This window comes from Allobosea sp. UNC402CLCol, assembly GCF_000745475.1.
Lineage (GTDB): Bacteria > Pseudomonadota > Alphaproteobacteria > Rhizobiales > Beijerinckiaceae > Allobosea > Allobosea spartocytisi.
Map to the genome: position 1 here is coordinate 19,978 of NZ_JQJJ01000016.1, position 21,529 is coordinate 41,506.

The following is a 21,529-nucleotide window of genomic DNA, read 5'->3' on the forward strand; positions in this document are numbered from 1 at the left end:
CTCCTCACTCGGCCGCCAGGGGCAGCGGAGGACGGTCGAAATCCTCAGGGAAATGGTTGAGCGCGCTCAGCACCGGCATGGGGGTCAGGCCGCCCATGGCGCAGAGCGAGGCGTCGGTCATCAGCTTCGAGAGATCCCGCAGCACGGCGATGTTCTTGGGAACCTCAGCGCCGGCGATGATGCGGTCCATCGTCTCGACCCCGCGCGTCGCGCCGATGCGGCAGGGCGTGCACTTGCCGCAGCTTTCCTTGGCGCAGAATTCGAAGGCGAAGCGGGCCTGCCTGGCCATGTCCACGCTGTCGTCGAACACGACGATGCCGCCATGGCCGAGCATCGCCCGCATCGCTGCGAGCGCCTCGTAGTCCATCTGCACGTCGAGCTGCCCGGCCGTGAGATAGGCACCGAGCGGCCCGCCGACCTGCACGGCCCGGATCGGCCGGCCGGACAGCGTGCCGCCGCCCATATCCTCGATGATCTCGCGCAAGCTGATGCCGAAGGCGAGTTCGATCAGCCCGCCGCGCCTGACATTGCCGCCGAGCTGCACCGGCAGCGTGCCGCGCGAGCGGCCCATGCCGTAATCCGCATAGGCCTGCGCGCCATGGTCGAGTATCCACGGCACGGCGGCGAAGGAGAGCACGTTGTTGACGACGGTCGGCTTGCCGAACAGGCCCTGCAACGCCGGTAGCGGGGGCTTGGCCCGGACGATGGCGCGCTTGCCTTCGAGGCTTTCCAGCAGCGAGGTCTCCTCGCCGCAGATATAGGCGCCGGCGCCGAGCCGCACTTCCAGATGGAAGGCGTGTTCCGAGCCCAGAATCGAGGCGCCGATCAGTCCGGCGGCTTCGGCCTTCAGAATCGCGCGCTGGAGCATGCGATGAGCGTGCGGATATTCCGAGCGAAGATAGATATAGCCGCGCGTCGCCCCGACCGCGATCGCAGCGATCGTCATGCCCTCGATGACGAGATAGGGGTCGCCCTCGAACAGCATGCGGTCGGCAAAGGTGCCGCTATCGCCCTCGTCGGCATTGCAGACGATATATTTCTGCTCCGCCTTGGCGTCGTGGACGGTTTTCCACTTGATCCCGGTCGGGAAGCCCGCGCCGCCGCGTCCGCGCAAGCCGGAGGCCTTCACGGCCTCGACGATCTCGCCGCCAGTGAGCGCCAGCGCCTTCTCCAGCCCCTTGAAGCCGCCATGGGCGCGGTAATCGGCGATCGAAAGCGGGTCGATGACGCCGACGCGCTCGAAGGCGAGCCGCTGCTGGCGCTTCATCCAGTCGAGTTCTTCGGTCTTGCCGAGGCGCAAGGCGTGAGCGCCGCCCGAAGCGAAGCCGGCATCGAACAGCGACGCGACGTCCTTCGCCGCGACCGGCCCGTAGGCGATGCGGCCCTCGTTCGTCTCGACCTCGACCAGCGGCTCCAGCCAGAGCATCCCGCGCGAGCCGTTGCGGACGATCTCGACGGAAAGCCCGCGCGTCGTCGCTTCGCTGGCGATCGCCTGCGCGACGGCTTCCGCGCCGACCGACAGGGCGGCGGCGTCGATGGGAACGAAGATGCGGACCGGTGCGGCGCTCATGAATGCGCCTTTCCGTGCTGGCAGAGCCCGGCGATGCGGGCGGCATCGACGCGCCCGATCAGTTCGCCATCGACCAGGGCCGAGGGCCCGAGCGCGCAATTGCCGAGACAATACACCGTTTCGACAATGGCGTCGCCGGCATGATGGTCATCGACCGCGATGCCGTGCTTGGCCGAGAGCTCTTTGACGACCGTCTCGCAACCCAGCGCTTGGCAGGCCTCGGCCCGGCAGAGCTTAACGATGCGGGCCGGCTGCGGGGCGGTCTTGAAGTCGTGATAGAAGGAGATCGCGCCATGGACCTCGGCACGCGACAGGTTCAGCGCTTCCGCGATCAGCGGCACGGCCTGCGGATCGACATAGCCGAACTCGTCCTGAAGGGCGTGCAGCATCGGCAGCGTGGCGCCTTCCAGATGCGCCAGCCCCGCCACGATCATGCGCGCACTGTCCTGATCCCAGGCCGGATAAGCCGCCATCTTTCCTCCATAGGCCCGGTTCGCCGGACGCTCGTTAGGAGAAGGGTGGTTGAAACTGGAATGATTTCAAATCGATTCTTTCGAATGCGTGATAGTTTTTAGCTATCAAAATACGCGATATGGGTGCGCGTCCGCCATACCGCGGGTTTGTCAGCCTCCAAAAATTCTCCGGAGAGGCCATTTTGCGCCGCACAATGCTGCGCCGCTTCTAATACGATAGGCAAAGTCTATCGCACGATGGGCCGCCGTGGGAGCCCGGCATCGGTGACCGGCTTCGTCATCATCAGGAGGTTGCGCGCGAGCGGCGCCACCGGCTGCCGGTCCGCCACGATCAGCCCGATCGTGCGCTGCGCCTCCGGCTCGACCAGCGACAGCGCCCGCGTGCCGAGCGGCACGCCGAAGAATTCCAGCAATTGCAGCGAGACGATGCTGGAGACGCCCTGGATGCCGGCATGCGAACAGAGGTTGAAGATCGAGTTCGTCTCGATCATCGGGCGCGGCGCCGTGCCGACCGAGCGGAAGATGCCGTCGATGATGCGCCGGTTCTGCATGTCGCCTGTGAGCAGGCAGAGCTTCTGCTCGGCGGCCTCGGCCCAGGTGATGGTGTCGCGCGCGCCGAACGGCCCGTCCTCGCGCGTCAGCAGCACATAGGATTCCTGATAGATCGGCTTCGAGATCACCCGGTCGAGCGGCTCGTTGTCGAGATAGGTCAGTCCGACATCGAGCTCGAAATCGTCGATACCCTGCTGGATCTCCTGCGAGGTCAGCGACAGCACGGTGAGAGACACCGCCGGATAGCGCTCCGAGAAGGGCGCGGTGATATGGGCGATCATCGGCAGCGCGGTCGGGATCGCGCCGAGCCTGATGCGGCCGGAGACGCCCTCGCGCAGCTCCGCGATCGAATCCTTCATCACCTCGGCCTCGGCCAGGATGCGCCGGGCATGGGCGAGCACGACCTCGCCTTCCTTGGTGAAGCCCTGGAAACGCCGCCCGCGCTCGACGATCATCACGCCGAGCTCTTCCTCGAGCTGCACGATCGCGGCCGAGAGCGTCGGCTGCGAGACGTGGCAGGCCTCGGCCGCGCGGCGGAAATGTTTTTCGCGCGCGAGCGCGTCGAGATAAACCAATTGGCGAATGATCATGGCGTCGGCTCGGAGGCGGCCGAGAGCGCCGCGCGGCAGAGCATCGGCATAGCGGCGGCCGGTTGCAAGCGGGGCGGTTGCAGCCCTGCAAACAGGCTGTTGCTGTGAGGGCAACGCCTCGAGAATTGCGCTGCAGCAACCCCGACCCTAACTGCGGGGAGCCGGGATGGCCGGCAGGCAAAGGGTCGCGTCGCGGCCTCGGGATGATCATGGCACAGGACCTGGAATTCGGACTCGACACTTTCGGCGACGTCACCAACGGGGCGGACGGCAAGCCGCTGCCGCATGCGCAGGTGATCCGCAATCTCGTCGACGAAGCCGTCCTGGCCGATCAGGTCGGCATCGATTTCATCGGCGTCGGCGAGCATCACCGGGCCGATTTCGCGGTCTCTTCGCCGGAGACGGTGCTGGCCGGCATGGCCACGCGCACCAGCCGCATCAAGCTGGGCTCGGCCGTCACCGTGCTGAGTTCGGACGATCCGATCCGCGTCTTCCAGCGCTTTTCGACGGTCGATGCCCTCTCGAACGGGCGCGCCGAGGTCATCCTGGGCCGCGGCTCCTTCACCGAATCCTTCCCGCTCTTCGGGCTCGACCTGCGCGATTACGAGAAGCTGTTCGAGGAGAAGCTCGACCTCTTCGCCGGCCTGCTGCCGCAGGAACCCTTGACCTGGCAGGGCTCGATCCGGCCGCCGTTGAAGGACCAGCTCGTCTATCCGCCGGTCGAGAACGGCCCGCTCAAGACCTGGATCGGCGTCGGTGGCAGCCCGGAATCGGTGGTGCGCGCGGTGCGCTACGACCTGCCGTTGATGCTCGCCATCATCGGCGGCGACCCGCTGCGCTTCAAGCCGTTCGTGGACTTGTACCATCGCGCCTATGGCCAGATAGGCAAGCCGGCGAAGCCCGTCGGCGTGCATTCGCCGGGCTATGTCGCGGCGACGGACGAGCAGGCCAAGGAGGAGTTCTTCCCGGCCTACAAGCAGATGCGCGACCGCATCGGCGCCGAGCGCGGCTGGCCGCCGATGGGCCGGGACGAGTTCGAGCAGGAGGTCGCGCGCGGCTCGCTCTATCTCGGCTCGCCCGAGACGGTGGCTCGCAAGATCACTGCTACCGCCAAGGGGCTCGGCATCGCCCGCTTCCAGCTGAAGTACAGCGCCGGGCCGCTGGCGCATGAGAAGGCGATGGAGTGCATCCGGCTCTACGGCGAGAAGGTCGTGCCGCTGGTGCGGGAGATGCTGGTCTGAAGGCGTTCTTCTGACGATTCCTCCGTGGTCATCCCGGGCGGAGCGCAGCGAAGACCCGGGATCCATGCCTGAACCTTCCTCGGAAGCGCTCCGGAATGGATCCCGGATCGACGCGGCTTCGCCGCTTGTCCGGGATGACCGCGCAGGGGGTGCGTAAGGGGTTTACGGCGCCTTCAGCGGATCGACCGACAGCGTCCGCTTCAGCACCCTCAGCCCGAAGGTCGTCCGCGTCTGCCTGACGCCGGGAATGCGGTAGATCGTCCCGCGCAGGAAGCGCTCATAATGGTCGGTGCCGCTGACCACGACCTTGGCGAGATAGTCGTATTCGCCGGTGACCAGATGCGCCTCGACCACCTCCGGCGCCTTCACCAGCGCCTCGGCGAACTGGTCGAGCACCTTGTCGTCATGCTTGTCGAGCGTGATCTCGACGAAGACGACATTGTTGTAGCCGAGGGCCTGATGGTCGAGCAGGGCGACGTATTTCTCGATGACGCCGGCCTCCTCCAGCCGCTTCACCCGCGTCCAGCAGGGCGAGGGCGAGAGGCCGACCTTTTCGGCCAGGGCCTGGGTGGTCAATCGCCCGTCTTCCCGCAATGCAGCAAGAATCTTGCGATCGATCGGATCGAGAGCAGGACTCTTCTGGCTCTTTTTATTCATCGGGTGATCGTTCTGGGTTTTGGCTACAAGTCAGAATGATCTTCTGCCACGCTTCCGGGATGCCGGCAAATTCGGAAGGAACCTCCGGGGCGGTGGAGCTAGCGTTGGTTGCAAGGGGAACGATTGCCGGCGGCTGCGGTCGCAGGGCATGGCAGCGCCGTTGACGGAACGCCTTGCCGGACGCCGGCAAAGGCGGAATGCTGGCGGCGACAGGGATGGAGGCGCTCATGAGCAGCGACAAGGCAGGCCAGGCGCCGGCAGTAACCCAGCCACTGCAGTTCCATGTCCCCAAACCAGCGAGCCGACCCGGCGAGAAGCCAGACTTCTCCCATGTCGTGATCCCGAAGGCCGGCTCGGTCGCGCGCCCGCCTGTCGATGTCGACCCCAAGGACATCCGCGATCTCGCCTATTCGATTATCCGCGTCCTCAATCGCGAGGGCGAGGCGGTCGGCCCCTGGGTGCCCGATCTCTCGCAGGAGGACCTGATCCGCGGCCTGCGCCACATGATGACGCTGCGCACCTTCGACGGGCGCATGCAGATGGCGCAGCGCCAGGGCAAGACCTCGTTCTACATGCAGCACACTGGTGAGGAGGCGGTGAGTTGCGCTTTCCGTATCGCGCTCCAGCCCGGCGACATGAACTTCCCGACCTATCGCCAGGCCGGCCTGCTGATCGCGCACGACTACCCGCTCGTCGACATGATGTGCCAGATCTACTCGAACGAGCGCGACCCGATGAAGGGCCGGCAATTGCCGGTGATGTACTCCTCCAAGGAGCACGGCTTCTTCTCGATCTCCGGCAATCTCGCGACGCAATATGTCCAGGCCGTCGGCTGGGCGATGGCCTCGGCGATCAAGAACGACACCCGCATCGCCGCCGCCTGGATCGGCGACGGCTCGACCGCGGAATCGGATTTCCACGCCGCGCTGGTTTTCGCCTCGACCTACAAGGCCCCGGTCGTCCTCAACGTCGTCAACAACCAGTGGGCGATCTCGACCTTCCAGGGCATCGCGCGCGGCGGCTCCGGCACCTTTGCCGCAAGGGGCCTCGGTTTCGGCATCCCGGCGCTGCGCGTCGACGGCAACGATTACCTTGCGGTCTATGCCGTCGCGCAATGGGCGGTCGAGCGCGCCCGCCGCAATCTGGGTCCCACGCTGGTCGAATACGTCACCTATCGCGCCGGTGCCCATTCCACCTCGGACGACCCCTCCGCCTACCGCCCCAAGCACGAATCCGACGATTGGCCCTTGGGTGACCCGCTGATCCGCTTGAAGCAGCATTTGATCGCGGTCGGTGCCTGGTCCGAGGAACGCCACAAGCAGGCGGAAGCAGAAATCCTCGCCACCGTCATCGCCGCGCAAAAGGAGGCCGAGAGCTTCGGTACCCTGCATTCCGGCGGCAAGCCCTCGGCGCGCGACATCTTCGAGGACGTCTATGCCGAGCTGCCGCCGCATCTGCGCCGCCAGCGCCAGCAGATCGGAGTCTGACCCGATGGCACGCATGACGATGATCGAGGCGATCCGCTCCGCCATGGACGTCTCCATGGGCCGCGACGACGATGTCGTGGTCTTCGGCGAGGATGTCGGCTTCTTCGGCGGCGTCTTCCGCTGCACCCATGGTTTGCAGCAAAAATACGGGGTGTCCCGCTGCTTCGACGCGCCGATCAGCGAGGCCGGTATCGTCGGCACCGCGATCGGCATGGCGGCCTATGGCCTGAAACCCTGCGTCGAGATCCAGTTCGCCGACTACATGTACCCGGCCTATGACCAGATCGTCTCGGAAGCGGCTCGGCTGCGCTACCGTTCGGCCGGCGACTTCACCTGTCCGATGGTGATCCGCATGCCGACCGGCGGCGGCATCTTCGGCGGCCAGACCCATAGCCAGAGCCCGGAAGCGCTCTTCACCCATGTCTCCGGCCTGAAGACGATCGTTCCCTCCAACCCCTACGACGCCAAGGGTCTGCTGATCGCCGCGATCGAGGACCCCGACCCGGTGATCTTCCTGGAGCCGAAGCGGCTCTATAACGGCCCCTTCGATGGCCATCACGACCGTCCGGTCACGGCCTGGTCGAAGCATGAGCTCGCCGAGGTGCCGGAGGGCCATTACACCGTGCCGCTCGGCAAGGCGGTGACGCGTCGCGAGGGCTCGGCCGTCACCATCCTCGCCTATGGCACCATGGTCCATGTCGCTCTGGCGGCGGCCGAGGATACCGGCATCGATGCCGAGGTGATCGACCTTCGCACGCTCGTCCCGCTCGATCTCGAGGCGATCGTCGCCTCGGTCCAGAAGACCGGCCGCTGCATCGTGCTGCACGAAGCGACCCTCACTTCCGGCTTCGGCGGCGAACTCGCGGCACTCGTGCAGGAACACTGCTTCTACCATCTGGAGGCGCCGGTGATGCGCGTCACCGGCTGGGACACGCCCTATCCGCATGCGCAGGAATGGGACTACTTCCCCGGCCCCGCCCGCCTCGGACAGGCGCTGCTAGACATCATGGAGGCACGCTGATGGTCGAGCGCATCATCAAGCTGCCGGATGTCGGCGAGGGCATCGCGGAAGCCGAACTCGTCGAGTGGCACGTCAAGGTCGGCGACATCGTCCGCGAGGACGATCTGCTCGCCGCCGTGATGACCGACAAGGCGACGGTCGAGATTCCCTCCCCGGTCGAGGGCGAGGTCACCTGGGTCGGCGCCGAGGTCGGCGACACCGTCGCGATCGGCTCGGCCATCGTGAAGCTGAAGGTGGCGGGCGCTGAAGGCGCGGTGGCTGAAGAGCCTGCCGAGGAAGCGCCTGCCGAGAAGCCGGCTCCGGTCGCACCAGCGCCCAAGGCGGAGAAGCCTGCTGCATCGGCAGCTCCCGTCAAGCCGGCAGCACCGCCTCCGCCGCCGCCGAAGGCCGTGCGTGCGGACGCCGCCCCCATCCAGCGCCGCGCTCCGGGCGAGAAGCCGCTGGCTTCGCCGGCCGTACGTCTGAAGGCGCGCGAGGCCGGGGTCGACTTGCGTCAGGTCCAGGGCACGGGCCTTGCCGGTCGCATCACCCATCAGGATATCGACGCCTTCTTGTTGCGCGGCCCGGAGCCGGCGCGTGGCGGCGGGCTCGTCGAGCAGAGCGCCGTCACCGAGGTGAAGGTCGTCGGCCTGCGCCGCCGCATCGCCGAGAAGATGGCGCTGTCGAAATCGCGCATCCCGCACATCACCATCGTCGAGGAGATCAACGTCTCGCCGCTGGAGGATTTGCGCGCCACGCTGAACAAGAAGCCGACGCCGGAGCGGCCGAAGCTGACGCTTTTACCCTTCCTGATGCGCGCCATGGTCAAGGCGCTGGCCGAGCAGCCGGCGCTGAACGCGCTCTATGACGACGATGCCGGCATCGTGCGCCAGCATGCCGCGATCAATATCGGCATCGCCACGCAGACGCCGACCGGCCTGATCGTGCCGGTGGTGAAGCATGCCGAGGCGCGCGATCTCTGGGGCTGCGCCATCGAGCTCGCCCGCCTCGCCGAGCGCGGCCGGCAGGGCACCGCGACGCGCGACGAGCTCACCGGCTCGACCATCACCATCACCTCGCTCGGCGCGCTCGGCGGCATCGCGACGACGCCGGTGATCAACTATCCGGAGGTCGCCATCGTCGGCGTCAACAAGATGGTCGTGCGTCCGGTCTGGGACGGCACCACCTTCGTGCCGCGCAAGATGATGAACCTCTCCTCCAGCTTCGACCATCGCGTCATCGACGGTTGGGACGCGGCCGTCTTCGTGCAGCGGCTGAAGGAACTGCTGGAGAACCCGGCCACGCTCTTCGTGGATCTATGAGGAGCACGCCATGACCGAAATCACCTGCAAGCTCCTCGTCATCGGCGCCGGCCCCGGCGGCTATGTCTGCGCCATCCGTGCCGGTCAGCTCGGCATCGACACCGTCATTGTCGAGAGCACCAAGCTCGGCGGCTCCTGCCTCAATGTCGGCTGCATCCCCTCCAAGGCGATGATCCATGTCGCCGAGGAGTTCGAGAAGGCGGCGGAAGCCGCCGCCGGCAAGATGCCCTTCGGCCTGACGGCGGCCGAGCCGAAGCTCGACCTGAAGCAGGCGGTGGCCTGGAAGGACGGCATCGTCCAGCGCCTCAACAACGGCGTCGCCGGCCTGCTGCGCAAGGCCAAGGTCAAGATCGTCCATGGCCGCGCCCATTTCCGCGACGGCAAGACGGTCGTCGTCGAGACCGAGACCGGCCCGAAGACGATTCAGGCCGAGGCCATCGTCATCGCCACCGGCTCCGCCCCGGTCGAACTGCCTTTCCTGCCCTTTGGCGGCAATGTCATCTCCTCGACCGGCGCGCTGGCGCTGACCGAGGTGCCGAAGCGCCTCGTCGTCGTCGGCGGCGGCTATATCGGGCTGGAGCTGGGTACGGCCTTCGCCAAGCTCGGAGCCAAGGTCACGGTCGTCGAGGCGCAGGACAAGATCCTGCCGCTCTACGATGCCGAGCTGACAGGCCCGATCTCCAAGCGCCTGACCGCGCTCGGCGTCGAGGTGCTCACCGGCGCCAAGGCGCTCGGCCCTACGCCCAAGGGCGATGGCCTGCGCATCGAGACCGCGGACGGCAAGGAGCGGGCGCTGCCGGCGGACAAGATTCTGGTCACGGTCGGCCGCAAGCCGGTCACCGATGGTCTCGGCCTTGAAAACCTCGTGCTAGACATGGATGGCCGCTTCATCCGTATTGGCGAGCGCTGCGAGACGGCGATGCGCGGCATCTACGCCATCGGCGACGTCACCGGCGAGCCGATGCTGGCGCATCGCGCCATGGCGCAGGGCGAGATGGTGGCGGAGATCGTCGCTGGTCTGCCGCGTGCCTGGGACAAGCGCGGCATCGCGGCGATCTGCTTCACCGATCCCGAGATTGTCTCGGTCGGCCTCTCGCCAGACGAGGCCAAGCGCGCCGGCCACGAGCTCAAGATCGGCCAGTTCCCCTTCGCCGCCAATGGCCGGGCCATGACCCGCCATGCCGAGGTCGGCTTCGTGCGCGTGGTGGCGCAGGCCGGCAGCGATCTCGTGCTCGGCATCCAGGCGGTGGGGCAGGGCGTCTCGGAACTCTCGGCGGCTTTCGGGCTGGCCATCGAGATGGGTGCGACGCTGCAGGATATCGCCGGCACGATCCACGCCCATCCGACGCTCGGCGAGGCCTTCCCGGAAGCCGCGATGAAGGCGCTGGGCCACGCGCTGCATATTTGAGCGGGTCGATTTCGCAGGGTCCCCGTCGTCATGCTCGGGCTTGACCCGAGCCTCTCTTGCCGGAGGAGGTTCCCACGCCTCGCTTCCAGAGATTCTCGGGTCAAGCCCGAGAATGACGCCCGTCTTAACCCCGCGACCGATCCGCGCAGGCAGCCAGCTAAGATGCATACAATCTTGACATTGTCTGCATCGAAGACGATCTGAGGGGCGACGCCGAGCGAACGGCGCCGTCCCGAGGAGACGTTCCATGTCCGGCGAGCATTGGCCGCCACTCTCTCCGCTCCAGACCGGCCTGCGCGGCCGCTGCCCGCGCTGTGGGCAGGGCAAGATGTTCGAGAGCTTCCTGAAGCTGAAGCCGAAATGCGAGGTCTGCGGCCTCGACTATTCCTTCGCCGACCCGGCCGATGGTCCGGCCTTCTTCGTGATGATGTTCGTCTGCATCCCCGCGGCGGCTTTCCCGCTCTGGCTGGAATTGAACTACAACCCGCCGACCTGGGTGCATCTCGTCACGACGCTGCCGTTGATCCTGCTGACCTGCATCCCGCCCTTGCAGCCCTTGAAGGGCTGGCTCGTCGCCTCGCAGTTCTTCCACAAGGCCGAGGAAGGGCGCCTCGCGGCTCCCGCCACGCCGAAGGACAGCCCCGCCGCCTGACCCGGCCATTGGCTCGGCTCAGGCCGGCGCACGTTCCCCGGCGATGATTCCGGCGAGCAGGCGCAGCGCCTCGGCAAGGCGCGCGCGCTCGGGTACGGCTCCGAGCGCGACCCGGATCGCGTCCGGCACCTGTTCGCCCGTCGCGAACGCATCCGAGGCCATCACGCCGAGCCCTGCCTGACGCGCGCTCTCGATCAGCCGGTGCCGGTCCCGATGCGGCGGTAGCGGCTGCCAGAGATGCAGCGCGTGCGGATGCGCTTGCATCGAGGCAGGCAGGATCGAACGCGCCAGCGCCTGCCGCTCGGCCGCCTCGCGGCGCACGCCGTCGAGCAAATCCTGCGCGGCACCGATCCTGATCCAGTGGGCGGCGAGAGCCGTCATCAAGGGAGCCGGCATCAGCGCGGCGGCCCGCAACGCAGCAACAAGCCCGTCGCCCTCGATACCGTCGGGGAGCACGACGAAGGCAGTGCGCAGGCCGGGGGTGAGCACCTTCGACAAGGTCGCGACATGCCATGTCCGCTCCGGGGCCAGCACGGCGAGGGGCGGCGGTGTATCACCCGCAAGCAGGCTGTAGGGGTCGTCCTCGATCAAGGTGAGGTCGAGCTTGCGCGCCATGGCTGCGATCTCCTGCCGCCGTCCGAGTGGAACAGTCCGGCAGGTCGGGTTGTGCAGCGTCGGCGTCAGGCAGAACAGCCGGGCACCGGAACGGCGGGCGGCTTCCTCCAGCGCCTGCGGCAAGGGGCCATCGCCGTCCTCCGCCACCGGTGCAATGGCGAGGCCGCGCCGGCGGGCCGCGTCGATCTGGCCGGGATAGGCGAGCGGTTCCATCAGGACGGTGTCGCCGGGGGCGGCGAGCATCTGGAACAGGGCGGTGAGTGCGGTCTGGGCGCCGGGTGCCACCACGATCCTTTGCGGCGGCAGGGCACCCAGCAAAGGCGCAAGCCAAGCCGCGCCGGCCGCGCGCTCCGCCAGCGAGCCGCCCCCGGCATGGTAGTTCATCAACTGGTCGGCGTTGCTGCGCGCCAGCAACTCGGCGATGCCGCGTTCCATCATCTCGCCCAGCCGCACGCCTTTTGGCGCGGGCGGGATCGTCATGCTCAGGTCGAGCGGCGGGCCGGCCTCTTCCTGCCGGGTCGAGATGAAGGAGCCGCGCCCCGTCACCGCATCGAGCAGCCCACGCTCGCGCGCCTCGCCGAAGGCGCGGGTCACGGTGGTGAGGTCGACCTCGAGGAGTTCGGCCAGTTTCCGCTGAGGCGGCAACCGGTCGCCGGGCCGCAGGCGTCCATCCGAGACAGCCCGCTCGATCAGCCCGACGATTTGCAGGTAGCGCGGGCCGGCAGCGGGGTCTAGCTCACCGAGCCATGCCGGCATTGTCGCGGCTTGCACCATGGCTGATCCTTCATGCCATACATTCTTGCTATTGTATGCGTCGATAGCGCAGTCGCTGCTGACAAGCCAGTGCCTCCGCCCTTGCGAGAACGAGGGCCTCTCTCTGGAGAAGAGCTATGCCCGAGCGTTCGCGTGTCGAGGATTTCATCGCGGCCGTTGTCGGAGGCGATCATGTCGCGGCGATCCGCGATTTCTACTGGGAAGACGCTTCCATGCAGGAGAACATGGCCGAGCCACGGCGCGGCCGGGATCTGCTGATGGAGCATGAGGCGCGGGCGCTCGCGCGCCTTGAGCGCATGCACACCCATCCGCCGCGCGCCGTGCTGGTCGATGGCGACCGGGTGGTCGTCCACTGGACCTTTGACGCGACGGGCAAGGACGGTGTCACGCACCGGCTCGACGAGCTTGCGATCCAGCGCTGGCGCGGCGACCGCATCGTCGAAGAGCGCTTCTTCTACGATACGGCCACGGCCTGGAGGCCGGTCGAGCCGGTGCCATGACGGGCGTGGCCGCCGAGGCTCAATGCGCGCCGGCGCTGACGAAGGCCTTGAGCTCCGGCGTCTGCGGGTTGGCGAAGAGCTCCTTCGACGGACCCTGCTCCCAGATCTTGCCCTGATGCATGAACACGGTGGTGTTCGCGACCGTGCGGGCGAAGTTCATCTCGTGGGTCACGAGCAGCATGGTCATGCCGCCCTTGGCGAGCTTCTCCATGACGAGCAGCACCTCGCCGGTCAGTTCCGGGTCGAGCGCCGAGGTGACTTCGTCGAACAGCATCACCTTCGGCTTCATCGCCAGCGAGCGGGCGATGGCGACGCGCTGCTGCTGGCCGCCGGAGAGATTGTCCGGATAGCTGTCGAACTTCTCGGACAAGCCGACCTGCGCCAGCACCTCCTTGGCCAGCGCCAGCGCCTCGGCCTGCGGCACGTCCTTGGTGATGCGCGGCGAGAGCATGATGTTCTGCCCGACCGTGAGGTGCGGGAACAGATTGTAGCTCTGGAACACGATGCCGACATCCTTGCGCAATTCGCGCAGCTTCTTCGGATCCTGCGTCGTCAGGTGCCCGGCGACCTCGATCTTGCCGGCATGGAAGCTCTCGAGCCCGTTGATGCAGCGCAGCAGCGTCGACTTGCCCGAGCCGGAGCGCCCGATGATGGCGACCACCTGGCCGGCCTCGACGCTGAGCGAGACGCCCTTCAGCACCTCCAGCGAGCCGAAGCGCTTGTGGATGTCTTCAATGAGAACGGCTGGCATTCATCACCTTTTCGAGATGGCGGCTGAGCCGGGACAGTGGGAAGCAGATCGCGAAATAGATCAGCGCGACCAGGCTGAAGATCTGGAAGGCCTGATAGGTCGCGTTGTTGACCAGCATGCCGGCGCGCATCAGGTCGACGAAGCCGACGACCTGGACGATCGAGGTGTTCTTCACGAGCTGGACGAGGAAGCCGACCGTCGGCGGCAGTGAAATCCGGACCGCCTGCGGCAGGATGACATGGCGGTAGGTCTGCGCCGTCGTATGCGCCAGCGAGGCCGAGGCCTCCCATTGCTGGCGCGGCACGGATTCGATCGATCCGCGCCAGATCTCGGCGAGATAGGCGGAGACGTAGATCGACAGCGAGGCCGAGGCCGCGAGGAAGGGCGGCAGTTCGATGCCGAGCGCCGAGAGCCCGTAATAGCTCATGAACAGCACCATCAGCACCGGGATCGACTGGATCACCAGGATGTAGCTGGCGGCGAAGCGGCGCAGCCACCGGAGCCGCGACAGACGCATGATCGCGAAGACGCCGCCGATGATGCTGCCGATGAAGAAGGCGATCGCGGTGAGAGCCAGCGTCCAGCCGGCGGAGCGCAGGATGAAATAGGCCTCGGGCCAACCGAAGGTCTGCATCAGGCGGCCTCCCCATGCGCTTCGGTGAGCCGGGCAAGGCCCGACACCTGCGGGAAGAGCTTCCGGCCGAGCCAGTTCAGGAAGAGTTTGAAGGAGAGCGCCAGCACGAGGTAGAGCACGGTGACGACGATATAGGTCTCGAACGAGCGGAACGTGTCTTGCTCGATGATCGCCGCCGTTCCGGACAATTCCTGCACCGAGACGAAGGAGCAGATGCTGGAGGCCAGCATCATCAGCACGAACTGGCTCGACAGCGCCGGCCAGACGCGGGCGAAGGCCGGCTGCAGGATGACATGCTTCAGCACCTGCCATTTGGTCATTGCGAGCGCGAGACCGGCCTCGATCTGCGATTTATGGATGGAATCGACGCCGGCCCGGATGATCTCGGTGGCGTAGGCGGCGAGATTGAGCGTCATCGCCAGAACGGAGGCTTCGAGCCCGTTCAGGCGGATACCCAACTGCGGCAGCCCGAAGAAGATCATGAAGAGCTGCACCAGGAAGGGCGTGTTGCGCATCAGCTCGACATAGGCGTCGACGAGATAGCCGGCCCAGCTGCCCGCCAGGCTGCGCAGCGCGGTCATGCCCGTCGCCAGGACGAGGCCGAGCGCGATCGCGACGAAGGACAGCGCGATCGTGAGCCAGACCCCGTGCAGGATCATCGGCCATTTGGAAAGGACGTCTTGGAAGAGCAACGGCGCGCTCCTTCGGCCTGCGAGGTCGAGGGTCGCCGGCGCGCGCTCAGGCGCGCCGGCAGGTCCGATCGGAGGGTTGGATCAGAAGGTCGGCAGCGGCGGCAGCGGGCTGCCGACCCACTTCTGCGCGATCGCGTCGAGCTCGCCGTTCTGTTTGACGTAGTAGATGAAGTTGTTGAGCCACTGGCGCAGCTCCCAGGCGTCCTTGCGCATGGTCATCGAGTTCGGCTGCACGCCGAACACGAACTTCAGCTCGGTCTCGGTCTCGCCGCGCGCCTTCATGGCGGCGTTGGCCTGGGCGTCGGGGCCGGCGATGGCCTCGACCTGGCCGGAGAACAGCGCCTGCATGGTGGTGGCGTCGTCCTCGAAGCGCAGGATGGTGAGGTTCAGCTCCTTCTCGCGGCTGGTGAACTCGCGCTCGACGCTGGAGCCGCGGTTGACGCCGACCTTGCGGCCCTTGAGGTCGTCCCAGGTTTTGATGGCGACGTTCTTCTTGGCATAGATGCCGGTCTGGAAGGCGCTGTAGGGGATGGAGAACATCACCGCCTTGGCGCGCTCGGGCGTGGGCGCCAGCGTGGCGACGAGGAAGTCGACCTTGTTGGCCTCCAGCGCCGGGATGCGGGCCGGCGGGGTGAGCTGCACCATCTCGACCTTGACGCCGAGATATTTGCCGATCAGCGCGATGACGTCGGCGTCATAGCCGATGGCGTTGCCCTGCGAGTCGACCGAGCCATAGGGCGGGGCGCCGATCAGCACGCCGATCTTCACCGAGCCGCGCTTGATGATGTCGGTGATCGACTGGGCCGAGGCCTGGCTCGCCGCGAACATGCCGGCGCCGAGCGCGAGAGCCACGCCGGCGATCTTGATACGCTTGAGGATATTCACTGGACGTCTCCCGTTGTGGTGCATTCGCGCTGATTGGTCCCCGGCTTCTTGTGGCCGGTTGATGGGCGAGAAGTGGTTATGCCTCTCGGTTCACTGTCCCCTTCGGACGACGTTCTCCAGCGGCTCGCCGGAGAAACGGCGCCTGATGTTACCAGCAATGACCGCCTGGCGCCGCCGGATCGTTCCGCTGGTCCAGCCGGACATATGCGGGGTCATTAAAACGTTTGAAAGCTCGTGGAAAGGCAGTTTCGACGGCAGCGGCATGGCATCCCCAGCCTGTGGATAACGGTACCAGGTGTCGATGATCGCGCCGCCGATGCTGCGGCTCTTCAGGGCGTCGTAAAGCGCCTCTTCGTCGATGGTCGGCCCGCGCCCGACATTGACCACGACGGCGTCAGGACGCATCGCCGCGAAGGCTGCGGCGCCGACGATGCCCTTGGTCTCCTCCGTCAGCGGCACCGAGACGACGACGACATCGACCGAGCCGCAGAAGGCAGCGAGCTGGTCGAGGGTGAAGGCGCGGTCGACGAGGGGCGAGGGCGCGACCGGGCTTCGGTTGGCGACATGCACCTGCATCTCGAAGGCCTTGGCGCGGGCGGCGATCGCCTTGCCGATATGGCCGAAGCCGAGGAGGCCGATGGTCCGGCCGGCGATCTCGTCATGCACCCGCTCCGGCGCGCCGGCCCAATAGGCCCAGTCGCCCTGGCGCAGCCGCCGGTCGGCATCAGTGAGCGGGATCGCGCGGGCGAGCAGGGCGCTCATCACATATTCCGCGATGGCCTGCTCGTGGCCGAAGCAGTTGCACACGGCGGCGGAAGCCGGCAGCAGGTCGAGATTGACGGCATCGTAGCCGGCGCCCGGCACATGGAAGAGCTTGAGCCCCGCCGGCACCGGCAGGCTCGCGTCGAACTTCACGCCGATGATGGCCTGCGCCTGCGCATAGGCCGCCTGCTCCGCCTCGGTCTCCAGCACATCCGGCAGCAATTGGATTTCGGCCGGCCCGCCGAGAAGATCGGCGAAACCGTGGCTGAAGCTGGCGGCGTTCTCGCCGTGGAAGATGATGCGCATGGTCTCGGATGTCCGGCGGTTCGGGAGTTTAGCGGGGCAGCAGCGGCTCGACGCTGCAGTCGAGCAGGGAGGGATCGATGTTCTCCTCCATCTCGTCGAACATGGTGTCGACGAAGGCGATCAGCTTTTCGGAGGCGGCGATGGCGCGCTCGGCCTGCGACGAGGCGATGCCGTTGAGCAGGGCGAGATGGTGGTCGATGGTCCCGTCCAGATTGTGCTGGCCGGGCATGTAGCTGTGATGGATGAAGCCGATGCGTCGGAAGATGGTGTGCAGCGGCCTCAGCGTATGCTCGAGGAAAGGCTCGCCCGCCGCCGCCAGGATCATCTGGTCGATGCGCCGGTCGAGGCTGTTGAATTCGGCGAGCGTCAGCTCCTCGCGGCGGTCGCGGAGCAGCCGGGCCATATGCAGCATCTGGTTGCGGTGGGTCGGCCCGGCGCGCTCGGCGGCTAGCCGCGCGACGAAGCGCTCGAGATCGCCGCGCAGCTTGAGCAGCACGCGTTCGCGCGCCAGGTCGATCGGCGCGATCTGGAGCCCATGCCGGGGGCGAATATTGATCAGCGTGTCCGCCGCGAGCCGGTTGACGGCGTGGTGGACGGGGGTGCGGCCGAAGCCGGTCAGATCCTGCAGATCCTGCATCGTCAGCAGGCGGCCGGGCTTGAGCTGGCAATCGATCAGCATCGACTCGATGCGTTCATAAGCCAGTTCGAAGAAGTTCAGGCGGTTGCGGCGCGGCAGCGGCTCGAGCGCATCGAGCTCGGCGAGCTTCGGCTCCTCCTTGCGTCTTGCCATGTTTCCTCCGCAGCGGGCTCTTGCCGGCCCATGCTTGCCGGCGACGATAAACATGTTGTGATATTTTACAAGCGCTCTTATGGTCGGCACGCTCCGTCGCCATCCTAGGCCGACGGAAGCGCGGGTAAAGGATGGGAGGGCACGACCAAAGTCGAAGCCAGCCCTCGCCAGGGAGGCGGACTTTGAAAATCACAGCGATCGAGACGTTGCGGACCGAGGAGTTCGCCAATGTCCTCTGGGTGCGCGTGCACACCGATGCGGGGGTGATCGGCCTCGGCGAGACCTTCTACGGCGCGGCCTCGGTGGAGGCCCATCTCCACGACACGCTCGCCATGCGGCTCCTCGGCAAGAACCCGCTGCATATCGAGGCGCTACACAAGGAGATGACCAACCTGCCGATGGCGCAGGCCTCGACGGGTGCGGAATCGCGCGCGACCTCGGCCGTCGACATCGCGCTCTGGGACATCTTCGGCAAGGTCTGCGGCCAGCCGGTCCACCAGATGCTGGGCGGCCTCTGCCGCGACAAGCAGCGCATCTACAACACCTGTGCCGGCTATGGATATGTCCGCTCGCACAACATCAAGCCGGTCTCGACCTGGAATTTCGGGCACTCCGAGGGCCCCTATGAGGACCTGCACGGCTTCATGACCCGTGCCGACGAGGTCGCCGAAAGCCTGCTCGAAAGCGGCATCACCGCGATGAAGATCTGGCCCTTCGATCCCCCGGCGATCGAGAACCAGGGCCTGTTCATCACGCCCGACCAGATGCGCAAGGCCTGCGAGCCCTTCGAGAAGATCCGCAAGGCCGTCGGCGACAAGATGGAAATCATGGTCGAGTTCCACTCGCTCTGGAACCTGCCGACCGCGATCAAGATCGCCCGCGTGCTCGAGCAATACGAGCCGAGCTGGTATGAGGATCCGATCCGGATGAACTCGCCGCAGGCGCTGGCCGAATTCGCCCGCTCGACCACCGTTTCGGTGACCGCGAGCGAGACGCTGGGCTCGCGCTTCCCCTACAAGGACATGCTCGACCGCGACGCGATGCATGTCGTGATGGCCGATCTGTGCTGGACCGGCGGGCTCACCGAGGGCCGCAAGATCGCGGCGATGGCGGAGACCTATCACCGCCCCTTCGCGCCGCATGACTGCATCGGCCCGGTCGGCTTCATCGCGGCGATCCACGCCTCCTTCAGCCAGCCCAATACGCTGATCCAGGAATCGGTACGCGCCTTCTACACCGGCTGGTACAAGGAGCTGGTCACCGAGATGCCGCGGATCGAGGGGGGCTATGTCTACCCGATGGAGGCTCCGGGCCTCGGCGTCGAATTGCTGCCGGCGGTGTTCGAGCGCTCGGACCTGACGGTCCGCCGCTCCAGCCTGTGAGGGAAGGCGCTATGACCAATCCCCTCTTCGATCTCACCGGCCGCACGGCCCTCGTCACCGGTTCTTCTCGCGGGCTCGGCCGCGCCATGGCGGAGGGGCTGGCGGCGGCCGGCGCCCGCATTCTCGTCAACGGCACGGATGCGGAACGGGTCGCGACCGCCGTCAAGGAGATGCGTCAGGCCGGCCATGAGGCCGATGCCGCGCCCTTCGACGTCACCTCCGAGGATGAAGTCGTCAAGGCCTTCGCCGGCTTCGACGCCGCCGGCATCGCCGTCGACATCCTCGTCAACAATGCCGGCATCCAGTTCCGCAAGCCGATGGTCGAGCTGGCGACGGCCGATTGGCAGCGGGTCATCGACACCAACCTGACCTCGGCCTTCGTCATCGGCCGGGAAGCCGCGAAGCGCATGATCGCGCGCGGCCACGGCAAGGTCATCAACATCGGCTCGCTGACCTCAGCGCTGGCCCGGGCCACCGTCGCGCCCTATACGGTCGCCAAGGGCGGCATCAAGATGCTGACCCAGGCGATGGCCGCCGAATGGGCCGAGCACGGCATCCAGGCCAATGCCATCGGTCCCGGCTACATGCTGACCGACATGAACCAGGCGCTGATCGAGAACCCGACCTTCGACGCCTGGGTCAAGGGCCGCACCCCGTCGAAGCGCTGGGGCAAGCCGGAGGAACTGATCGGCGCCGCCGTCTTCCTCGCCGCGCCGGCCTCCGACTACGTCAACGGCCAGATCATCTATGTCGATGGCGGAATGCTCGCCGTCCTGTAGAACGGCGGAGACTGATCCGCCGGAGGACAAGGATGGCCCGCCCGCGCCTCGATGCGCTCGACCGCAAGATCATCGCGGAATTGCAGACCAATTCGCGCCTCTCGGTGCAGGAATTGGCCGAGCGGGTCGGCCTCTCCGCCTCGCCCTGCGCGCGGCGCATCCGCATCCTCGAAGAGGCGGGCGTCATCCAGGGCTATGCCGCGATCATCGACCAGACCAAGGTCGGCCTGCCGATCAGCGTCTTCGTCTCGATCAGGCTGGAACGCCAGCGCGAGGACGAGCTCGACCGCTTCTCGCAGGCGGTGGCGCGCTGGCCCGAGGTGGTCGACTGCTATCTGATGACCGGACAGCGCGACTATCTGCTGCGCATTGTCGTGCGCGACCTGCCGGCCTATGAGCGCTTCCTCAAGGACAAGCTCACCCGCCTCGACGGCGTTGCCTCGATCGAGTCGAGCTTCGCGCTGGGCCAGGTGAAGCGTTCCAGCGCCCTGCCGATCGCGGCGGCGCCGGAGGAGGATTAGGCTCGCTTCTCGCCGCTTGTCATTCCGGACAAGCCGCGAAGCGGCGCCGATCCGGGATCCATGCCTGAACCGTTCCGGAATGGATCCCGGGTCTCCCCCCGGTCGCCCGGGATGACCCGCGGGGGAGGCGAAGGCGTTCTACCGCTCCGCCGAAGCCGCCCAGATATTGATCCCGCCATCGACGGCATGCCGGTCGATCGCGGCCAGTTCTTCGGCCGAGAACTCGGGGTTCTTCAGCGCCGCGACGCAATCCGTCACCTGTTCCGGCCGGCTCGCGCCGATCAGGGCCGAGGTGATGCGCCCGCCGCGCAATACCCAGGCGATTGCCATCTGGGCGAGGCTCTGGCCCCGCGCCCTGGCAATCTCGTTCAGCGCCGCGATGTGCTTGATGTTGTCGTCGCTGAGGAAGCCCTCGCGGAAGGACGGCGCCTTCTTGTCGGCGCGGCTGCCGGCCGGCACACCCTTCAGGTACTTGTCGGTCAGCATGCCCTGCGCCAGCGGCGAGAACACGATCGAGCCGATGCCCTCCGCATCGAGCGTGTCGAGCAGGCCGTCCTGCTCGATCCAGCGGTTGAGCATCGAATAGCTCGGCTGGTGGATCAGGCAGGGCGTGCCGAGCCGGCGCAGGATCGCGACCGCCTCCTGCGTCCGCTTCGAATTGTAGGAGGATAGGCCGACATAGAGCGCCTTGCCCTGGCGCACGATGGCATCGAGCGCGCCCATCGTCTCTTCCAGCGGCGTGTTCGGGTCGAAGCGGTGCGAGTAGAAGATGTCGACATAGTCGAGCTTCATCCGCTTCAGGCTCTGGTCGAGGCTGGAGATCAGGTATTTGCGGCTGCCCCATTCGCCATAGGGGCCGGGCCACATCCGGTAGCCGGCCTTGGTCGAGATCACCAGCTCGTCGCGATAGCCGGCGAAGTCCTGGCTGAGAATCTCGCCGAAGGCGGTTTCGGCAGAGCCTGGGGGCGGACCGTAATTATTGGCGAGGTCGAAATGGGTGATGCCGAGATCGAAGGCCGTGCGGCAGATCTCGCGCATATTGGCACGGGCACCGGTCTCGCCGAAATTCTGCCAGAGGCCGAGCGAAAGCGCCGGCAGCATCAGTCCGCTGCGGCCGCAGCGGTTGTAGCGCATCGCGTCATAGCGGTTGGGATTGACCATGACTCAAGCCTCTCAATCGATTGAA

The 21,529-nt window shown here is 66.6% G+C and carries 22 protein-coding genes; 10 read left to right on the forward strand and 12 right to left on the reverse strand.

What is annotated here, in order from left to right; genetic code table 11:
- Positions 1 to 4 precede the first annotated feature (4 nt).
- The 3 genes from GY40_RS21210 to GY40_RS21220 all read right to left on the reverse strand — a co-directional run bounded on the left by GY40_RS21210 (position 5) and on the right by GY40_RS21220 (position 3,185).
- A complete protein-coding gene (locus GY40_RS21210; protein WP_038366663.1) occupies positions 5 to 1,570 on the reverse strand; it encodes a formate dehydrogenase beta subunit in 1,566 nt (521 codons plus the stop codon).
- Positions 1,567 to 2,043: an NAD(P)H-dependent oxidoreductase subunit E gene (locus GY40_RS21215; protein ID WP_038366665.1), complete on the reverse strand. Its 477-nt coding sequence runs from the start codon at positions 2,041 to 2,043 to the stop codon at positions 1,567 to 1,569. The genes GY40_RS21210 and GY40_RS21215 overlap by 4 nt, the downstream gene beginning before the upstream one ends.
- A gap of 227 nt (positions 2,044 to 2,270) precedes the next feature.
- Entirely contained in the window at positions 2,271 to 3,185 is a 915-nt protein-coding gene (locus tag GY40_RS21220; RefSeq protein ID WP_248311245.1) for a LysR family transcriptional regulator, read from the reverse strand.
- 209 nt (positions 3,186 to 3,394) lie between these two features.
- Here GY40_RS21220 and GY40_RS21225 point away from each other — a divergent pair, with 209 nt between their 5' ends.
- The gene (locus GY40_RS21225; protein WP_038366896.1) at positions 3,395 to 4,426 is read left to right on the forward strand and encodes an LLM class flavin-dependent oxidoreductase; all 1,032 of its coding nucleotides are present in this window, start codon (positions 3,395 to 3,397) and stop codon (positions 4,424 to 4,426) included.
- Positions 4,427 to 4,588: 162 nt separating this feature from the next.
- Here the strand turns inward: GY40_RS21225 and GY40_RS21230 are convergent, their stop codons facing one another.
- A complete protein-coding gene (locus tag GY40_RS21230; protein WP_038366668.1) occupies positions 4,589 to 5,083 on the reverse strand; it encodes an Lrp/AsnC family transcriptional regulator in 495 nt (164 codons plus the stop codon).
- Positions 5,084 to 5,310: 227 nt separating this feature from the next.
- Between GY40_RS21230 and GY40_RS21235 the strand changes: the two genes are divergently transcribed.
- From GY40_RS21235 to GY40_RS21255, 5 genes are all read left to right on the forward strand, one after another.
- Positions 5,311 to 6,570 carry a 3-methyl-2-oxobutanoate dehydrogenase (2-methylpropanoyl-transferring) subunit alpha gene (locus GY40_RS21235; protein ID WP_051988398.1) on the forward strand — a complete coding sequence of 420 codons (1,260 nt, stop codon included), beginning with the start codon at positions 5,311 to 5,313 and terminating at the stop codon, positions 6,568 to 6,570.
- Between the two features lie 4 nt (positions 6,571 to 6,574).
- A complete protein-coding gene (locus GY40_RS21240; protein WP_038366670.1) occupies positions 6,575 to 7,591 on the forward strand; it encodes an alpha-ketoacid dehydrogenase subunit beta in 1,017 nt (338 codons plus the stop codon).
- The gene (locus tag GY40_RS21245; protein WP_038366673.1) at positions 7,591 to 8,892 is read left to right on the forward strand and encodes a dihydrolipoamide acetyltransferase family protein; all 1,302 of its coding nucleotides are present in this window, start codon (positions 7,591 to 7,593) and stop codon (positions 8,890 to 8,892) included. The genes GY40_RS21240 and GY40_RS21245 overlap by 1 nt, the downstream gene beginning before the upstream one ends.
- A gap of 10 nt (positions 8,893 to 8,902) precedes the next feature.
- Positions 8,903 to 10,300, forward strand: coding sequence for a dihydrolipoyl dehydrogenase (lpdA, locus tag GY40_RS21250; protein ID WP_038366675.1), 1,398 nt, complete (start codon positions 8,903 to 8,905; stop codon positions 10,298 to 10,300).
- A gap of 247 nt (positions 10,301 to 10,547) precedes the next feature.
- Positions 10,548 to 10,952: a DUF983 domain-containing protein gene (locus GY40_RS21255; RefSeq protein WP_038366678.1), complete on the forward strand. Its 405-nt coding sequence runs from the start codon at positions 10,548 to 10,550 to the stop codon at positions 10,950 to 10,952.
- Positions 10,953 to 10,970: 18 nt separating this feature from the next.
- Here GY40_RS21255 and GY40_RS21260 read toward each other — a convergent pair whose 3' ends face one another.
- Positions 10,971 to 12,341 (reverse strand): aminotransferase-like domain-containing protein, encoded by a 1,371-nt coding sequence (locus tag GY40_RS21260; RefSeq protein WP_038366681.1) that lies wholly within the window; start codon positions 12,339 to 12,341, stop codon positions 10,971 to 10,973.
- Positions 12,342 to 12,457: 116 nt separating this feature from the next.
- Here GY40_RS21260 and GY40_RS21265 point away from each other — a divergent pair, with 116 nt between their 5' ends.
- Positions 12,458 to 12,841 (forward strand): nuclear transport factor 2 family protein, encoded by a 384-nt coding sequence (locus tag GY40_RS21265; RefSeq protein WP_038366684.1) that lies wholly within the window; start codon positions 12,458 to 12,460, stop codon positions 12,839 to 12,841.
- 19 nt (positions 12,842 to 12,860) lie between these two features.
- Here GY40_RS21265 and GY40_RS21270 read toward each other — a convergent pair whose 3' ends face one another.
- The 6 genes from GY40_RS21270 to GY40_RS21295 form a co-directional block, all read right to left on the reverse strand.
- Positions 12,861 to 13,592, reverse strand: a complete 732-nt coding sequence (locus GY40_RS21270) for an amino acid ABC transporter ATP-binding protein (protein WP_038366686.1) — start codon at positions 13,590 to 13,592, stop codon at positions 12,861 to 12,863.
- Positions 13,573 to 14,226 (reverse strand): amino acid ABC transporter permease, encoded by a 654-nt coding sequence (locus tag GY40_RS21275; protein ID WP_038366689.1) that lies wholly within the window; start codon positions 14,224 to 14,226, stop codon positions 13,573 to 13,575. The genes GY40_RS21270 and GY40_RS21275 overlap by 20 nt, the downstream gene beginning before the upstream one ends.
- Entirely contained in the window at positions 14,226 to 14,918 is a 693-nt protein-coding gene (locus GY40_RS21280) for an amino acid ABC transporter permease (RefSeq protein ID WP_038366692.1), read from the reverse strand. Before GY40_RS21280 ends, GY40_RS21275 begins: the two co-directional genes overlap by 1 nt.
- A gap of 81 nt (positions 14,919 to 14,999) precedes the next feature.
- Positions 15,000 to 15,803 carry a transporter substrate-binding domain-containing protein gene (locus GY40_RS21285; protein WP_038366695.1) on the reverse strand — a complete coding sequence of 268 codons (804 nt, stop codon included), beginning with the start codon at positions 15,801 to 15,803 and terminating at the stop codon, positions 15,000 to 15,002.
- Between the two features lie 90 nt (positions 15,804 to 15,893).
- On the reverse strand, positions 15,894 to 16,871 hold the full coding sequence (locus GY40_RS21290; protein WP_038366698.1) for a 2-hydroxyacid dehydrogenase: 978 nt from the start codon (positions 16,869 to 16,871) through the stop codon (positions 15,894 to 15,896).
- A gap of 28 nt (positions 16,872 to 16,899) precedes the next feature.
- The gene (locus GY40_RS21295) at positions 16,900 to 17,661 is read right to left on the reverse strand and encodes a GntR family transcriptional regulator (RefSeq protein ID WP_038366701.1); all 762 of its coding nucleotides are present in this window, start codon (positions 17,659 to 17,661) and stop codon (positions 16,900 to 16,902) included.
- A 182-nt stretch (positions 17,662 to 17,843) separates the two neighbouring features.
- On the opposite strand from GY40_RS21295, the gene GY40_RS21300 reads away from it, so the two are divergent.
- From GY40_RS21300 to GY40_RS21310, 3 genes are read left to right on the forward strand one after another with little or no spacing between them, the layout of a single operon-like run.
- Positions 17,844 to 19,043 carry a mandelate racemase/muconate lactonizing enzyme family protein gene (locus GY40_RS21300; protein ID WP_038366704.1) on the forward strand — a complete coding sequence of 400 codons (1,200 nt, stop codon included), beginning with the start codon at positions 17,844 to 17,846 and terminating at the stop codon, positions 19,041 to 19,043.
- 11 nt (positions 19,044 to 19,054) lie between these two features.
- On the forward strand, positions 19,055 to 19,822 hold the full coding sequence (locus tag GY40_RS21305) for an SDR family oxidoreductase (protein ID WP_038366707.1): 768 nt from the start codon (positions 19,055 to 19,057) through the stop codon (positions 19,820 to 19,822).
- A 32-nt stretch (positions 19,823 to 19,854) separates the two neighbouring features.
- Positions 19,855 to 20,343: an Lrp/AsnC family transcriptional regulator gene (locus GY40_RS21310; protein ID WP_038366710.1), complete on the forward strand. Its 489-nt coding sequence runs from the start codon at positions 19,855 to 19,857 to the stop codon at positions 20,341 to 20,343.
- Positions 20,344 to 20,481: 138 nt separating this feature from the next.
- Here the strand turns inward: GY40_RS21310 and mgrA are convergent, their stop codons facing one another.
- Positions 20,482 to 21,504: an L-glyceraldehyde 3-phosphate reductase gene (mgrA, locus tag GY40_RS21315; RefSeq protein WP_038366713.1), complete on the reverse strand. Its 1,023-nt coding sequence runs from the start codon at positions 21,502 to 21,504 to the stop codon at positions 20,482 to 20,484.
- Between the last annotated feature and the right edge of the window lie 25 nt (positions 21,505 to 21,529).

Bases quoted from the DNA above. Each gene is read 5' to 3' on its own strand.
- GY40_RS21210 (WP_038366663.1), bottom strand. From the start codon at position 1,570: ATGAGCGCCGCACCGGTCCGCATCTTCGTTCCCATCGACGCCGCCGCC.
- GY40_RS21215 (WP_038366665.1), bottom strand. From the start codon at position 2,043: ATGGCGGCTTATCCGGCCTGGGATCAGGACAGTGCGCGCATGATCGTG.
- GY40_RS21220 (WP_248311245.1), bottom strand. From the start codon at position 3,185: ATGATCATTCGCCAATTGGTTTATCTCGACGCGCTCGCGCGCGAAAAA.
- GY40_RS21225 (WP_038366896.1), top strand. From the start codon at position 3,395: ATGGCACAGGACCTGGAATTCGGACTCGACACTTTCGGCGACGTCACC.
- GY40_RS21230 (WP_038366668.1), bottom strand. From the start codon at position 5,083: ATGAATAAAAAGAGCCAGAAGAGTCCTGCTCTCGATCCGATCGATCGC.
- GY40_RS21235 (WP_051988398.1), top strand. From the start codon at position 5,311: ATGAGCAGCGACAAGGCAGGCCAGGCGCCGGCAGTAACCCAGCCACTG.
- GY40_RS21240 (WP_038366670.1), top strand. From the start codon at position 6,575: ATGGCACGCATGACGATGATCGAGGCGATCCGCTCCGCCATGGACGTC.
- GY40_RS21245 (WP_038366673.1), top strand. From the start codon at position 7,591: ATGGTCGAGCGCATCATCAAGCTGCCGGATGTCGGCGAGGGCATCGCG.
- lpdA (WP_038366675.1), top strand. From the start codon at position 8,903: ATGACCGAAATCACCTGCAAGCTCCTCGTCATCGGCGCCGGCCCCGGC.
- GY40_RS21255 (WP_038366678.1), top strand. From the start codon at position 10,548: ATGTCCGGCGAGCATTGGCCGCCACTCTCTCCGCTCCAGACCGGCCTG.
- GY40_RS21260 (WP_038366681.1), bottom strand. From the start codon at position 12,341: ATGGTGCAAGCCGCGACAATGCCGGCATGGCTCGGTGAGCTAGACCCC.
- GY40_RS21265 (WP_038366684.1), top strand. From the start codon at position 12,458: ATGCCCGAGCGTTCGCGTGTCGAGGATTTCATCGCGGCCGTTGTCGGA.
- GY40_RS21270 (WP_038366686.1), bottom strand. From the start codon at position 13,592: ATGCCAGCCGTTCTCATTGAAGACATCCACAAGCGCTTCGGCTCGCTG.
- GY40_RS21275 (WP_038366689.1), bottom strand. From the start codon at position 14,226: ATGCAGACCTTCGGTTGGCCCGAGGCCTATTTCATCCTGCGCTCCGCC.
- GY40_RS21290 (WP_038366698.1), bottom strand. From the start codon at position 16,871: ATGCGCATCATCTTCCACGGCGAGAACGCCGCCAGCTTCAGCCACGGT.
- GY40_RS21295 (WP_038366701.1), bottom strand. From the start codon at position 17,661: ATGGCAAGACGCAAGGAGGAGCCGAAGCTCGCCGAGCTCGATGCGCTC.
- GY40_RS21305 (WP_038366707.1), top strand. From the start codon at position 19,055: ATGACCAATCCCCTCTTCGATCTCACCGGCCGCACGGCCCTCGTCACC.
- GY40_RS21310 (WP_038366710.1), top strand. From the start codon at position 19,855: ATGGCCCGCCCGCGCCTCGATGCGCTCGACCGCAAGATCATCGCGGAA.
- mgrA (WP_038366713.1), bottom strand. From the start codon at position 21,504: ATGGTCAATCCCAACCGCTATGACGCGATGCGCTACAACCGCTGCGGC.